Source organism: Labrys sp. Lb11 (genome assembly GCF_057554225.1).
This window is the reverse complement of record NZ_BAAJOT010000007.1, coordinates 85,351-99,563: the sequence shown is the minus strand read 5'-3', so window position 1 is coordinate 99,563 and position 14,213 is coordinate 85,351. Positions and strand designations below refer to the sequence as shown.

Sequence of the window (14,213 nt, the reverse complement as noted above, 5' to 3'; positions counted from 1 at the left end):
CGCGGCGGTCATTGACGCCCCGCCGCGCGATGCTTGCGTCGGGCGGCGCGTCATGCCGGCCCAGGAGCTTATCCGGGCCGGTAGCCGCGTCCGCTCCGGATACGTTTCAGCGCCGTGACCAGCGCATCGACATCCTCGTGGGTGTTGTAGAAGGCAAGGGACGGACGCACCGTCGTCTCCAGGCCGAAGCGGCGGAGGATCGGCTGGGCGCAATGATGGCCGGCACGAACGGCGATGCCCTCGCGGTCGAGCGCCGCACCGACATCCTGGCTGCGGCAGCCGTCGAGCACGAAGGAGAGCACGCTCGCCTTCTCCCGGGCCGAGCCGATCAGCCGCAGGCCGGGCACGGTCAGCATCGTCTCGGTGGCGTGGACCAGCAGCTCGTGCTCATAGGCGGCAATGGCGGCCATGCCGATCGATTCGACATAGTCGATGGCGGCGCCCAGGCCGACCGCGTCGGCGATGTTGCCGGTGCCGGCCTCGAACCGTTCGGGCGGGCCCTGATAGACCGTCTGCTCGAAGGTGACGTCGGTGATCATGTTGCCGCCGCCCTGCCAGGGCGGCATGTGCGCCAGCACCTCCGGCCGGCCATAGACCACGCCGATGCCGGTCGGCCCGAACACCTTGTGGCCGGAGAAGACGAAGAAATCGCAGCCGATCGCCTGTACGTCCACCGGCATGTGCGACACCGACTGGGCGCCGTCGACCAGCACCGCGGCGCCGTGGCGCTTGGCCATGGCGGTCATCTCGGCGACCGGCACCACGGTGCCGAGCGCGTTGGAGACCTGGGTGATCGACACGATGCGCGTCCTCGGCGACAGCAGCTTCTCGTATTCCTCCAGGATGACGTCGCCGCGATCGTCCACCGGCGCCACGCGCAGGCGCGCACCGATCTCGGCGCAGAGCATCTGCCAGGGCACGATGTTGGCGTGATGCTCCAGCCAAGTGATGACGATCTCGTCGCCTTCCCGGAGATTGCGGCGGCCCCAGGCCTGGGCCACGAGGTTGATCGCCTCGGTGGTGCCGCGCACGAAGACGATGTCGCGGGGCGAGCCGGCCTTGAGGAAGCGGCGAACCTTCTCTCGCGCCGATTCATAGGCATCGGTGGCGCGTGCGGCCAGGGCGTGGGCGGCGCGATGGATGTTGGAGTTCTCGTGCTCGTAGAAGCGCGCGAGCCGGTCGATCACCGCCTGCGGCTTCTGGGTCGTCGCAGCATTGTCGAGCCAGATCAGCGGCTTGCCGTGCACGTGCTGCTGCAGGGCCGGGAAGTCGCGCTTGACGGCATGGGCGTCGAAGGGCCGATGCGGCCCGTCGGATCCAGGCACCAGCTCCGGGCGCAGGCCCGTCCTGACGCCGATGCCGGAGAAATCGGGCGAGGGCGCGCGCGGCGCCTCGGTCGGGGGCAAGGTCAAGCCGTCGCGCGGCATATGCTGGCTGGCCGGCGCCGCGCCAGGCGGGGCGGGCGGCTCCGGCACGACAGCGGGCACGGCCACGGGCGGGGGCGCGTGCTCCTGCGGCACGAAGGCGAGGAGTTGGCGCAGGGATTGCGGCAGATCGCCGAGGTCGAAGGCCGAGGGCACTTGCGGCAGGAACGGGCCGGGCGAGCCGCCGGGCTGCGGCAGGCCGGGAGGCGAGGCAGGCGAGCCTGAGACCGGCACCGTGTCGACGAGCGATGCCGGCGGCGTCGGCGGCGGGACGGTCGGTGTCGGCACGACCGAGGGAATGGTCACCGGCGGTACGTCCGGCGGGCCGATGGGCGGGCGGGCCGGCGCGAGCGGCGCCACGGTGGTCGTTACCGAGGGAGCGGGCGCGAGCGCCGGGCTTGGCGGCGAGGCCGGCGGGGTCGGCGCCAGCGGCAGGCCGGGGGCCGCGCCGGGCGAGGCCTGGAACAGGGCGTTGGCCATCTGGGCGATCGCGTCCGGATCGGGCCAGGACGGGACGGACGGCGGGGTGGGTGACGACATGAGCCCGAGCTCCCTGGGGCCAGGATTTCAAGAGATGCGCAGGACCCTCGGCTCCGCCAGGCGGGGCGGGCGGTATCCTGCAGGACGGCGATGCCGGCATCGCCGTCCGGTTCCAGCCGGCCGTGGCCGGGCCGGCAGGCCTCATGCATATTTGTCGGGGTACTGGTGGTACTTGCCGACCTCGACGTCCTCCAGCACGCCCAGGGCGTCGTGCGAAAGCACCGCCGCCGAGCAGTAGAGCGAGACGAGGTAGGAGGCGATCGCCTTGCGATTGATGCCCATGAAGCGCACGGACAGGCTCGGCTGCACCTCGCCCGGCACGCCCGGCTGGAACAGGCCGACCACGCCCTGCTTCTTCTCGCCGGTGCGCAGCAGCAGGATGCTGGACCTGCCCTTGTCGTCGACGAAGAGCTTGTCGCTGGGCACCAGCGGCAGGCCGCGCCAGGTGAGGAAGGGCGAGCCGAACAGCGTCACCGTCGGCGGCGGCACGCCGCGGCGGGTGCATTCGCGGCCGAAGGCGGCGATGGCCCGGGGATGGGCGAGAAAGAAGGAGGGTTCCTTCCAGACCCGGGCGATCAGCTCGTCGAGGTCGTCCGGCGTCGGCGCGCCGGTGCGCGGCTTGATGCGCTGCGAGGCGGAGGCGTTGGCAAGCAGGCCGTATTCGCCGTTGTTGATCAGCTCGGCTTCCTGCTTCTCCTTCACCTTTTCGATCAGGAGGCGCAACTGCTCCTGGATCTGGTCGTAGGGGTGGCTGTAGAGGTCGGAGACGCGGGTCTGGACATCGAGGACGGTGGTCACCGCATTGAGTGAATATTCGCGCGGCGCGTCTTCATAGTCGACGAAGGTCTCGGGCAGATCCGGGTCCTGGTCGCGGCGAGGGGAGCACTCGACCTCCGCGTCGATCTCGCCGCCCGCCTCCTTGACGCGGTTGAGCCGGTAGATGCCGGCCTCCACCGGCGTCCAGGGCAGGAAGGACACCAGCCAGCGCGGCGTGATGCCAGACCATTGCGCACGGGTCTTGGTGGCATTGGCAAGCTGCCTGGCAGCCGCTTCGCTCAATGTCCTGCGGACGGCAGGTTCGTCGGTCATGAACAGCTCCTGGTCAGGCGTCACGGTTTCGGCAAGAGTAAAATATTCTACAAAGAGATAATTGCGCAGAGTATTTTTCCAAAATCGATTGGAATTTCGGGTGTATTCTTATATATACTGTTTAATTTTTTTATATACTCGATGTCGTCTTCGCAGGCGTGGAGTAAATATCAGAGCCCGATGCAGCCGCCGGGCCTGACGGCGAGGGTCGAGATTCCCGTCCCCGGCGTGTAGACTGGGCCGAGCCGGCGGCTTCCCGAGAGGCCCGCCGTCCGATTTCACCAGCCTGTCCGATAAAAACAATAAAGTCTATAAAAATTATTGACTTTAAGCGCGAGCCTTGGCTCGATAGGGTTTCCCGCCATCGGCCCGACGCGCCGAAACCGAAGTCTGGTTCAATCAGGAGAGTACAATGTCGAGATCGTTCAAGTCCTGGAGCCTCGCCCTGGCGTTGACCGTGCTGGCGGGCACGGCCCAGGCAGCCGATCCGGTCGTGGTGTCGTCCAAGATCGACACCGAGGGCAATCTGCTCGGCAACATCATCGCCCAGGTGCTGCAGGCGGGCGGCATCGCCGTCACCAACAAGATCGCGCTCGGCACCACGCCGATCGTGCGCAAAGCCCTGCTCGCCGGCGAGATCGATATCTATCCCGAATATACCGGAAACGCCGCCTTCTTCTTCAACAAGGCGGACGATCCCTTGTGGAAGGACGCGGCCAAGGGCTACGAGACGGCCAGGACGCTCGACTACGACGCCAACAAGATCGTCTGGCTGGCGCCGGCGCCGGCCAACAACACCTGGGCGATCGGCCTGCTCGGCACGCTGGCCGAGGCCAACAAGCTCAAGACGCTCAGCGATTTCGGCAAGTACGTTGCCGGCGGCGGCCAGGTGAAGCTGGCGGGCTCGGCCGAGTTCGTCAACAGCGCCGCCGCCCTGCCGGCCTTCCAGGCGACCTATGGCTTCACCCTCAAGCCGGACCAGCTCCTGGTGCTGTCGGGCGGCGACACCGCGGCCACGATCAAGGCGGCGGCCGAGCAGACCGACGGCGTCAACGCCGCCATGGTCTACGGCACCGACGGCGGCATCGCCGCGGCCGGGCTGGTGGTGCTCGACGACGACAAGTCGGTGCAGCCGGTCTATGCTCCGGCTCCGGTGATCCGCGAGGCCGTGCTCAAGGCCAATCCGGCGATCGCCGACCTGCTGAAGCCGGTGTTCGCCGGCCTCGACCTCAAGACCCTGCAGACCCTCAACGGCCGCATCCAGGTCAATGGCGAGGCCGCCAGGGACGTCGCCGCCGACTATCTGAAGTCGAAGGGCTTCGTGAAGTGACGGGCAGGACGGCCTGATGCCGGCGGCCGGAGAGGCGGGACAGCCCGGCGGCATGGCCGGGGTCGCCGAGGCGCAGGCGCCCTCAGGCGGCGCCCGTCCGGCCGCGGCCCGGGCGCGCCTCGTCTTGCGCCTCGACAAGGTCGGGGTGGCGATCGCGGTGCTGGCCGTCCTGGCGCTCGCCCTCCAGCCCTTCGTGACCTTCCGCGCCAACCGCATCGTCTCGGGCAAGGGACTCGGCCTGTTCGCGGCCTTGCCGCCGGCGACGGCCGCGGCGGGCCTCGCCGTCCTGCTGGCCGTGGCGGCCCTGGCCCTGTGGCGCGGCCATGCCGGCATCCGCCTCGCCGCCGGGGCGCTCGGCCTGGCGGCGCTGGCCGTGCTGGCCGGCCTCGCCCCGGCGCATCTCGTCCCGCCCGGCAACGCCCTGGCGCGGGTCGCTCCGGCTTCCGGATTCTGGGTGCTGAGCTTCGCCTTCGCCATCCTGGTCACCGACGCCATAGCCAAGCTGGCGCTCGGGCCCGGGGCGCGGCTCGCGGCCCTGGCGGTGGCGGCCGTCGCCGTCGCCGGGATTCTTGGCTCGGGACTGTGGGACGGCCTGTCGGCGATGCGCGAATACGCTTCCCATGCCGACAGCTTCTGGCAGGAGGGGGCCCGCCATATCGAGCTCGCGCTCGGCTCGCTCGCCGCCGCGGTGGCGGCGGGCGTGCCGCTCGGCATCGCCTGCCACCGTTCCGCCGCCCTGCGCGGCGTGACGCTGCCGGCGCTCAACATCATCCAGACCATCCCCAGCATCGCCATGTACGGGCTGATGATGGTGCCGCTCGGCATCCTCGCCGCCCGGGTGCCGCTCGCCGCCGATCTCGGCATCCGCGGCATCGGCGCGGCGCCGGCGCTGATCGCGCTGTTCCTCTATTCGCTGCTGCCGGTGGTCGCCAACGTGGTCGTCGGCCTGGCGCAGGTGCCGGCGCAGGTGGTCGAGGCGGCCGAGGGCATGGGCATGACCGCCCGCCAGCGCCTCGCCGGCGTCGAGTTGCCGCTCGCCTTGCCGGTCATCCTCACCGGCATCCGCGTCGTGCTGGTGCAGAACATCGGCCTGGTGACGATCGCCGCGCTGATCGGCGGCGGCGGTTTCGGCACCTTCGTGTTCCAGGGCATCGGGCAGGCCGCCACCGACCTTGTGCTGCTCGGCGCCGTGCCGACCATCGTCCTCGCCTTCACCGCGGCCATCCTCCTCGACGCGCTGGTCGATTGCCTCAAGGGACGCCGCTGATGATCGAAGTCGAACAGGTCAGCCGCCGCTTCGGCCGGGTCCTCGCGGTCGACGACGTGTCGCTGCGCGTCGAGCGCGGCAGCATCACCGTGCTGGTCGGCGCCTCGGGCAGCGGCAAGTCGACCCTGCTGCGCATGATCAACCGCCTGATCGAGCCGGGCAGCGGCACCATCCGCATCGGCGGGCGCGACACCGCCGGGGTGCCGGGCGAAGAGCTCAGGCGCGGCATCGGCTACGTCATCCAGGGCCACGGCCTGTTCCCGCACTGGAGCGTGGCGCGCAACATCGCCACCGTCCCCAGCCTGCTCGGCTGGGACAGGGCGCGCATCGGCCGGCGGGTGAACGAACTCCTCGCCCTGTTCGAGCTCGATCCCGGCGAGTTCGGCGGCAAGTTCCCGCACCAGCTCTCCGGCGGCCAGCAGCAGCGCGTCGGCGTCGCCCGGGCGCTGGCGGCCGAGCCGGCGGTGCTGCTGATGGACGAGCCCTTCGGCGCGCTCGACCCGATCATCCGCGCCAAGGCGCAGGCGGATCTGCTGGTGCTGCAGCGCCGCCTCGGCATCACCGTCGTGCTCGTCACCCACGACATGGAGGAGGCGATCCACCTGGGCGACCGCATCGCCGTGATGGACGGCGGCCGCCTGCTGCAATACGCCGCCCCGGCCGACATCCTGGCCCGGCCGGCGCCCGGCTTCGTCGAGCGGCTGGTCGGCGGCGGCGACCGGCCGTTCCGCCTGCTGTCGCTGACCCGCGTCGCCGAGGCGGCCGAGCCGGGCCACGCCGAGGGCGAGCCGGTCCCGGAGACGGCGACGCTGCGCGACGCGCTGTCGGACCTCCTGTGGCGCGGCGTCGAGAGCCTGCCGGTCGCCGCGGCCGACGGCAGCGTCGGCGCCCGCATCACCCTGCCGGCCATCCTCAAGCGGGCGGGACGGGCGGCATGAGGCTCGTCCCGACCCTGGCCCGCCTGGCGGCGCTCGCCATCCTCGCGACCTTCCTGCTCGCGCCGTCGCTGTTCGAGCCGCTGCTGCGGCCGCTGACCGAGAACGGCGCGCCGGCGATCTACAACCAGGGCAGCCTGCTCGACCTGACGCTGGCGCATCTGGCGCTGGTGGCCGGGGCGAGCCTCGCGGCGGCGGCGCTGGCGCTGGCCATGGGCATCTTCGTCACCCGGGAGGCCGGGGCGGAGTTCCTGCCGCTGTCGCGCTCGATCGTCAATATCGGCCAGACCTTCCCGCCCGTGGCGGTGCTGGCGCTGGCGGTGCCGGCGGTCGGCTTCGGCGTCAAGCCGGCGCTGATCGCGCTGGTGCTCTACGGCCTGCTGCCAGTGTTCGAGAACACCATCACCGGCCTGCGCGAAGTGCCGGCCGCCGTGGTCGAGGCGGCGCGCGGCATGGGCATGAGCGGCACCCGCCGGCTCCTCGCCGTGGAGCTGCCGCTGGCGCTGCCGGTGATCCTGGCCGGCATCCGCCTGTCGGTTGTGATCAACCTGGGCACCGCCACCATCGGCTCCACCGTCGCCGCCAAGGGCCTGGGCGAGGTGATCATCGCCGGCCTGCAGAGCTCCAACACCGCCTTCGTGCTGCAGGGCGGCGTCATCGTCGGCCTCACGGCCGTGCTGGTCTATGACGCCCTGGGTGCGGTGGAGCGGCTGGCGGCCCGCCGGGCCGGGCGGGGGTAGGGGGATGGTGGCACAGTATCATCAAGATAACGTAATAATTTCAATGCATTGAAGGAATGTATGCAGCGGCACCGTAATTCCCCAGGATTTCGGAGAATAGGTGAATGATGAGTTCCCTCCTGCGAAATGGCTTGCGACTGATCTCGATTCTGGCTGTTCTGGGATTCGGATTCTGCATCTTTTGGAGGTACTATGGAGTGCCAAGTCAATGGAAAGACCCGTCCCTGCGCGGCCGTACGGCCGTTCAGATTTACGAAAAGCTTGGAGAGCCCACGGCGACCTCCTTGGTTAAAGGATTTGATCAGTGGCGTATGAATGGCTTCCCGAATTGGGTTTTAGTTATTGGCTATTCTGAAATAAACCCGAAGCTTAATCGATTAGATCCAAATAATTTTCGTGCCGAAGATGCTAGAATTATTAGAGTAAATGATATATATATAACAACAATTGTGGAAAGATATGTTTTGTGGTAGAAGTAGGATAGGTATTTTATTTAATTTTTCTTTGTGATAACGGTTTGTTTTATTTGCGTCTGGGGTGGCAGTTGCTCACGGTCGACGGCCAGACCTACGAGACAACGACGGCCTATGATCGCGGCTCGCGCGTGCTCTGGCGCGGCCTGCCGGACGGCTCGACGGTCGGCACGGCGGCCGCGCCGCTGGAATACGACGAGGCCGGGCGTCTGGCCAAGGTGCCGGGCCTGATCGGCTCGATCACCTACGACGCCTCCGGCCAGCCGCTGGTGACCTCCTACGCCAACGACGCCGGCACGGTCGTCGGCACCAGCACCGCGACCTATGACGCGGCTCGCGGCTGGCTGGCGACGCTGAAGCATGTGTCGAGCGCCACCACCCGCCTGTCGCTGGGCTACACCCGCGCCAAGACCGGGCGGATCGACGCCGTCACCAGCGCCGCGCAGGAGGAAGCCTGGACCTACGCCTATGACGAACTCGACCAGCTGCTGCAGGCGAGCAACGCCGGCAACAACACCTACAACGAGACCTTCACCTACAGCACGGCCGGCAACCTCCTGTCGAAGACCGGCGTCGGCGCCTACAGCTATGACGGGACGAACGGCGGCGGCCCGCATGCGGTGTCCAGGATCGTGGCGGGCGGCCTCACCTTCAACTTCGTCTATGACGCCAACGGCAACCTGACCAGCGGCTACAACCGCACCTATGCCTGGGACGCCGAGAACCGGCCGACCGCGATCACCGCGACCGGAGCCGCCACCACCTTCGTCTACGGCCCGGACGGCTCGCGGCTGAAGAAGATGGTCAAGGCGGCGCCGCGCGGCTGCACGACCGCGCCCAGCCCGCTGCCGATGGAGACGACGCTCACCGTCTTCGGCGACGAGCGCGTCACCTATGCGGCCTCGACCGACACCTGCGTGCCGACCGCACCGACCTGGATCAGCTACCCGACGTCGGACACGAAGCGGGAGACCGTGCCGGGCAAGGCGCAGCAGACCTATATCCTGTTCAAGGATCACCTCGGGTCGATCCGCACCATCGTCGGCAACGCGGGCGGGCTGCTGGTCAGCAGCGTGAGCTACGCCCCCTACGGCTTCCAGCGCGGCACGCCGGCCTCGGCCAGCGGCAGCACGCGGGAGGACAGGGCCTATATCGGCGAGCGCCAGGACGAGACCGGGCTGCTCTACCTCAACGCCCGCTACTACGACCCGAAGGTCGCTCGCTTCGTCTCGCCAGACTGGTGGGACCCGACCCAGGGCGGCGTCGGCACCAATCGCTACGCCTATGCGGTGAACAACCCGGTCAATGTGGCCGATCCCAGCGGGCACAGTTTCTTCGATCTCTATAGCGGATTGCCGGATACATTTGAGAATTTCTGGTCTGCAGATAGAGACCCGATGGGTTTCCAAAGCGCGATGCATGACACATTTGCAGCGACTTGGAACATCGGTGCTGGTTTATCAAACATGATTGCCCAGGGGGATCCGAGACTTAGACTTCTAAATGAATACGTTTCAATAGAGATTCCCAGACTGGGGTATGACACTCCCGCATTTGGCTATCCCGTAGAAATTCTTGGGGCTTGATTGGAGGTGGAGGGGTTGGCGCTTCGAAATTTATCACAAGTACTACTGCTGTAGAGAAATTCGTAATCCTGGACACTAATGCTTTATTTTCTTTCAAGTTAGCTAGCAGCTTTATAAAGCCTGGAGAAATACCAGCAATTACTCAGCAGGTTATGAGGGAAGCAGTCGATGTAATTAGCCGAGGTGTAACTCTCAGTGCCATGCCAAAACTTGCAAAGTATATTACGGTGCTTCCAGATGTAGTCGATGTTAGTACGCAAGCCGCATTGCGATCGCATCTTGGCACCTTCACGTCTCCCGGCGGTTCTTTTGCAGATCTCAACATTCTCGTAGGACTCAATGGAGACGGTATTATCGGCACTACTATCTTGTTGACAGGTCGTCCAATTATCACTGGAGATCGAGCCTTCTATAACGCCCTAGTGAAAATGGGGGGGGCGATGTCCGCTACTTTTTGCCAAAAAATTGAGTTAATATAGCGCGTGAGCGGAGTTCAAAAAAGATGACGATTCTCAAGGACGTTGTTCTGAAAAAGAAGCAGGTTTCGTTTGATGGCCTCGGCGAGTGGAATTGGGAGGATGATGAATATGTAACGTTTGTTTCTGATGATATAGGTCTTGTCAAAAGTCAAATTCCGTTAGGATTTGGACAAATCGCGATTGACATTTTTCATTCGGAAGGATCTCGTTGTGTAATAGGTGTACTTAATCATGGAAATATTGCATGGAGATTTGATGCAGACGTGGGTCTAATTGTGCCTGAGGCGCTACTATTCGGCCGAGAGATGTGCGATAGTGGGTTTGCTTATATTTTTGGCGTATCCATTAAGTCTTATTTGGCGTTAATTTACGAGGGGGGTATTATTTGCTTTGACAGTGATGGCAAATTGCGATGGCGCCAGAATCATGCTTTAATAGATTGGAAATTTCAAGGAGAGAATCGGGATGGTGTGGAGTATTGCGATTCGTCTGGAAAAGAATGGATTTATAATATAGAAGATGGCAAGAGGGTTGATTTGAAATTGTGAATTAACTGTATGTTATCAATTTTTGGTACTTTTGTTTACATCGATTATACGGGTGCATCTCATGTTTTTCGCTAAGTTACGCAAACTAAGCTGTACGGGTGTAAATTCATTTCGTTTCCGACATGCGTGATTCGAGGTTTCCGAACGAGGGCGCCTTAATGACGCGCCGTCGCCACGAACTCACGGACCATGAATGGTCAATTCTTTCGCCGCTCCTGCCGAACAAACCGCGCGGTGTTCCCCGTGTGGATGACCGGCGTGTGCTGAATGGCATTCTCTGGCGGTTTCGGACTGGTTCGCCCTGGTCAGAAATCCCGGAGCGCTACGGTCCACCAACCACCTGCTACAACCGCTTCGTCCGCTGGCGGAAAGCCGGGGTCTGGGACCGGCTTCTGGAAGCGGTTTCGGAAGCTTACGATGGTGACATCGTCATGATCGACTCCAGCTGTGTCCGCGTTCACCAGCATGCGGCCACGGGAAAAAGGGGGATGGCGAGGATGGCGGCATGGGACGTTCCCGCGGCGGACTTACGAGCAAAATCCACGCGCTCGTGGACGCCGAAGGCCGTCCCGTCACCCTCCGTCTGACCGGCGGGCAGATCGCCGACTGCACCGAGGCCGACGCGTTGACGGACCAACTCGGCGAGGGAACCATCCTCTTGGCCGACAAGGGGTATGATAACAATGCCATTCGGGCCAAGGCCGCCGAGCGCAAGGCCTGGGCCAACATCCCGCCGAAGTCAAACCGCAAGGCCTCCTTTGTCTTCTCGCCCTGGGTCTATCGGCAGCGCAACCTCGTGGAGCGCTTCTTTAACAGGATCAAGCAGTTCCGAGGCATCGCAACCCGATATGACAAGCGGCCCGAGAACTTTCTCGCAGCCGTAAAGCTCATCGCAGCAAAAATATGGTGCCAAAGTTTATGAGTCGACGCCCTAGGACGGCTGGCCTCTTTGATGATGTTGTGTTCGGAACACGTGGAGACGCAGCCACGAAATACCTGTATACCGTTGACCAACGAGGAATTAACATCGCACTGGAAAGCACGCCATTCCCGACACCGAGAGGGAACATCGTACATACCAACCTTAGTTCTGAGGCCTCAATAGGAGGTGAGGCGTGGTTCGGCCCTAATAACTCAGTCGTAATAAACGCAGGGTCCGGACGGTTCGGTGATGGAGCAGGAATTACTCTGTCGCAATGGAATGCGACTGTGGCGATGTGGGAGAGGCTTGGTTACACGGTCAACCCCGTACCTTTTATGCAACGTTAGTATGAGATCCCGATGAAACTTTGGAAACTGGTGTCAGTCCTCGAAGGCGATGTTCAGCAGGCAATGCGTATTGCCTCTACGAACAAACAGTGGATTGAATTCGAGGGATGGCTTCGTGATTTTTCACGTCTTGTGAATGTTCAGGATCGTGGGAAGCTTGATTTTGACCTGCCAGATGAGTTTGTTAGGCAATGCATGCAGCCATTATCTCTGTGCTTTTATGTGTCTAAGGGAACTTACATTCGATCCCGAAGAGCATTTATGGAAGATGAGAAGATAAGTGCAATTGATGCATTTGATAGATATGGCGGTGACGCACTGGAAGAAGCCTTAGAAAGCGGGAGTTTCAAAATTTGAGTATCGCGCCATGGAGTGATGTCAACGCTCAAGTATCCCCTCATTTTCAGGCGAAGAGAGCCGGCTCGGTTTGTTTGGACAGCTGAAGCTGCCGGATAAGTGGGTTTCGGCCGGTATTATGCCGCCGCCGGGATTGGCGTTGGCTTGTTGAAGTAGGCCTGATCGGGTGTCTTCCGGTCAAGGCTCGAATGGGGTCTGCGGCAGGGCTGTTCAACGCTAGGATCTTGGTGATCGGCGAGTGCGGGCTGGGGGCGAAGAAGGCTATTCCCTCGAAGCATTTTGTCTGAATCTATGGGGAGCAACCGTTTGTGAGGGTTGCTCCGATGCCGAGCGCGTTGTTGTCGTTGTTTTCCCAGATCCCCGATCCGCGTCGTGGCCAGGGTCAGATGTACCCGCAGGCGCCGATCCTGCTGTTCACGGTGCTGGCGATGCTGGCCGGCGCGCAGTCGTATCGTCAGGTCCATGCCTTCATCCGCGCCCATCTCAAGCGCCTGAACGCCGCGTTCGGGATTTCGGTCCGAAAGGCTCCGGCCTACTCGACGGTGCGCTTCATCATCCGCGGCCTGGACGCGGCCGAGGTTGAGACCGTGTTCCGCCAGCATGCAGCCGGATTGCTCACGCCCGCGGCCGAAGGCGGCGCCATCCCGGCCTGCGTGGCCATCGACGGCAAGACGCTGCGCGGCAGCTTCGACGCCTTCAACGACCGCAAGGCTGCCCATGTGCTGAACGCTTTCGCCAGCGATGGCCAGATCATCCTCGGCCACCTGGCGATCGACGACAAGAGCAACGAAATCCCCGCCGCCCAGGACTTGATCGCCACCCTCGGCCTGACCGGGCGCCTGTTCACCCTTGATGCCATGCATGCCCAAAAAACCTTCGCGACGGCTCTGGCGACCGGTAACCATCTCCTGGTCCAACTCAAGGAGAACCAGCTCAATCTGGACGCCGACGTCCGCGCCTTCGCCGACACCCGCCATCCCAGCGACACCGTCTCTTCGCGCGACATCGCACGATCCCGCCAGGAGCATCGCACCGTCGACGTCTTTCCCGTCGGCGACGCCCTCGCCGACAGCGAATGGCACCCCTTCGTCAAGACCATCATCCGCGTCACCCGCCAGACCTGGCTTCGCCAAGCCGCCACCGGCCTGTGGACGCAACGCGGCGAAGTCGCGTTCTATATCTCCTCCGCCCAAGGCCTCGCCGCAGCCATCTGGGCCGAAATCGTCCGAGGCCACTGGGGCATCGAGAACCGCAACCACTATGTCCGCGACGTCTCCTGCAACGAGGATCGCAGCCGCATCCGCCACAATCCCGGCATCATGGCTCGCGCCAGAAGCTTCGCTCTCAACATCCTGCGACACAACCGCATCGCCAACGTCGCTCAAGCCCTCCGGAACGGCGCCCTCAGCCTCGATCTCATCCTCGCATACCACGCTCTGTAATCAGCGTTGAACGGCCCTGACGGAAGAGGGTTCTGTCACAGTTGTGGTTCCATGAGTAAGGGTCGCAATGATATGGTGATGGGCATGCGCCCGATGCGCTTAGCGCCCGTTCGCAAAGACATTCGATCAATGGAATCGGTTGTGAGTCAAGGAACGCGGCCTGTTTCGAAAGGAGTGATGTGGGCGACTGCAAGCCGCCGTTGCGGCTGCCGTAGCCGTCAACGCTGTCCCCGCTACCTGGCGGACGAGGAATGGGAAGCCAGAACTCCAAAGCGTTCGCGTTCCCGCGCTGAGTCCCATTCGTCTCGTGCTGCGGAGGCTATGCAATCCAGGGCGATGACATTGAGAAGTTCCAATGATATGTTAGCTGACATGTAGTCGATGCTTTGGATAAAAAGGAGTTAATTATGCTAAAATTTATTATTGTGACTCAAGTGCTACTGTCATCTATGGCCTTGTTCGCTGATATGCAAAGTGCTAGTGGAGCTGAGCTGCCAAAGAGCAAGGCGGAGGCAGAGGCGGAGTTTCCGCGCCTGCCTTCTCTGCTTTTGGGGCCACAGGAGACATTTATAGTGAAGCGTGATATCTTGCGATGCATCGATTCAATTAACAATTTAGTAAAAAATCTAAAGTTCAATTTCTCTGACTTTGACGTAGAGATTGTAGATAGATCTCCAAAAGAATTTTGGGCTATATTGATAGATTTAGAGCGTGGGCCAGATCCCTTGGGTTCT

Annotated in this window: 12 protein-coding genes and 1 pseudogene; 11 read left to right on the top strand and 2 right to left on the bottom strand. The window is 63.2% G+C overall.

What is annotated here, in order from left to right; translation table 11 throughout:
* Positions 1-68: 68 nt before the first annotated feature.
* Together AC27L4_RS25515 and AC27L4_RS25510 are read right to left on the bottom strand one after the other, a co-directional pair.
* On the bottom strand, positions 69-1,964 hold the full coding sequence (locus tag AC27L4_RS25515; RefSeq protein WP_487145334.1) for a family 2A encapsulin nanocompartment cargo protein cysteine desulfurase: 1,896 nt from the start codon (positions 1,962-1,964) through the stop codon (positions 69-71).
* A 141-nt stretch (positions 1,965-2,105) separates the two neighbouring features.
* Entirely contained in the window at positions 2,106-3,053 is a 948-nt protein-coding gene (locus AC27L4_RS25510) for a family 2A encapsulin nanocompartment shell protein (protein WP_487145333.1), read from the bottom strand.
* A 412-nt stretch (positions 3,054-3,465) separates the two neighbouring features.
* Here AC27L4_RS25510 and osmF point away from each other — a divergent pair, with 412 nt between their 5' ends.
* The 11 genes and pseudogenes from osmF (at position 3,466) to AC27L4_RS25455 (ending at position 13,479) form a co-directional block, all read left to right on the top strand.
* Positions 3,466-4,383 carry a glycine betaine ABC transporter substrate-binding protein OsmF gene (gene osmF / locus AC27L4_RS25505; RefSeq protein WP_487145332.1) on the top strand — a complete coding sequence of 306 codons (918 nt, stop codon included), beginning with the start codon at positions 3,466-3,468 and terminating at the stop codon, positions 4,381-4,383.
* Between the two features lie 52 nt (positions 4,384-4,435).
* Positions 4,436-5,650 carry an ABC transporter permease gene (locus tag AC27L4_RS25500; RefSeq protein WP_487145669.1) on the top strand — a complete coding sequence of 405 codons (1,215 nt, stop codon included), beginning with the start codon at positions 4,436-4,438 and terminating at the stop codon, positions 5,648-5,650.
* Positions 5,650-6,588, top strand: coding sequence for an ABC transporter ATP-binding protein (locus AC27L4_RS25495; RefSeq protein WP_487145331.1), 939 nt, complete (start codon positions 5,650-5,652; stop codon positions 6,586-6,588). The genes AC27L4_RS25500 and AC27L4_RS25495 overlap by 1 nt, the downstream gene beginning before the upstream one ends.
* Positions 6,585-7,325: an ABC transporter permease gene (locus tag AC27L4_RS25490; protein ID WP_487145330.1), complete on the top strand. Its 741-nt coding sequence runs from the start codon at positions 6,585-6,587 to the stop codon at positions 7,323-7,325. Before AC27L4_RS25495 ends, AC27L4_RS25490 begins: the two co-directional genes overlap by 4 nt.
* A 104-nt stretch (positions 7,326-7,429) precedes the next feature.
* Complete coding sequence (locus AC27L4_RS25485; protein WP_487145329.1) at positions 7,430-7,798, top strand: hypothetical protein; 369 nt, start codon at positions 7,430-7,432, stop codon at positions 7,796-7,798.
* Positions 7,799-7,869: 71 nt separating this feature from the next.
* Entirely contained in the window at positions 7,870-9,384 is a 1,515-nt protein-coding gene (locus AC27L4_RS25480) for an RHS repeat-associated core domain-containing protein (RefSeq protein ID WP_487145328.1), read from the top strand.
* Entirely contained in the window at positions 9,381-9,863 is a 483-nt protein-coding gene (locus AC27L4_RS25475) for a hypothetical protein (protein ID WP_487145327.1), read from the top strand. The genes AC27L4_RS25480 and AC27L4_RS25475 overlap by 4 nt, the downstream gene beginning before the upstream one ends.
* Before the next feature lie 23 nt (positions 9,864-9,886).
* Positions 9,887-10,411, top strand: coding sequence for a hypothetical protein (locus tag AC27L4_RS25470; protein ID WP_487145325.1), 525 nt, complete (start codon positions 9,887-9,889; stop codon positions 10,409-10,411).
* A 158-nt stretch (positions 10,412-10,569) separates the two neighbouring features.
* A pseudogene (locus tag AC27L4_RS25465) lies at positions 10,570-11,346 on the top strand (IS5 family transposase).
* A 346-nt stretch (positions 11,347-11,692) separates the two neighbouring features.
* A complete protein-coding gene (locus tag AC27L4_RS25460) occupies positions 11,693-12,037 on the top strand; it encodes a hypothetical protein (protein ID WP_487145324.1) in 345 nt (114 codons plus the stop codon).
* A gap of 338 nt (positions 12,038-12,375) precedes the next feature.
* A complete protein-coding gene (locus tag AC27L4_RS25455) occupies positions 12,376-13,479 on the top strand; it encodes an ISAs1 family transposase (RefSeq protein WP_487145323.1) in 1,104 nt (367 codons plus the stop codon).
* Positions 13,480-14,213 lie beyond the last annotated feature (734 nt).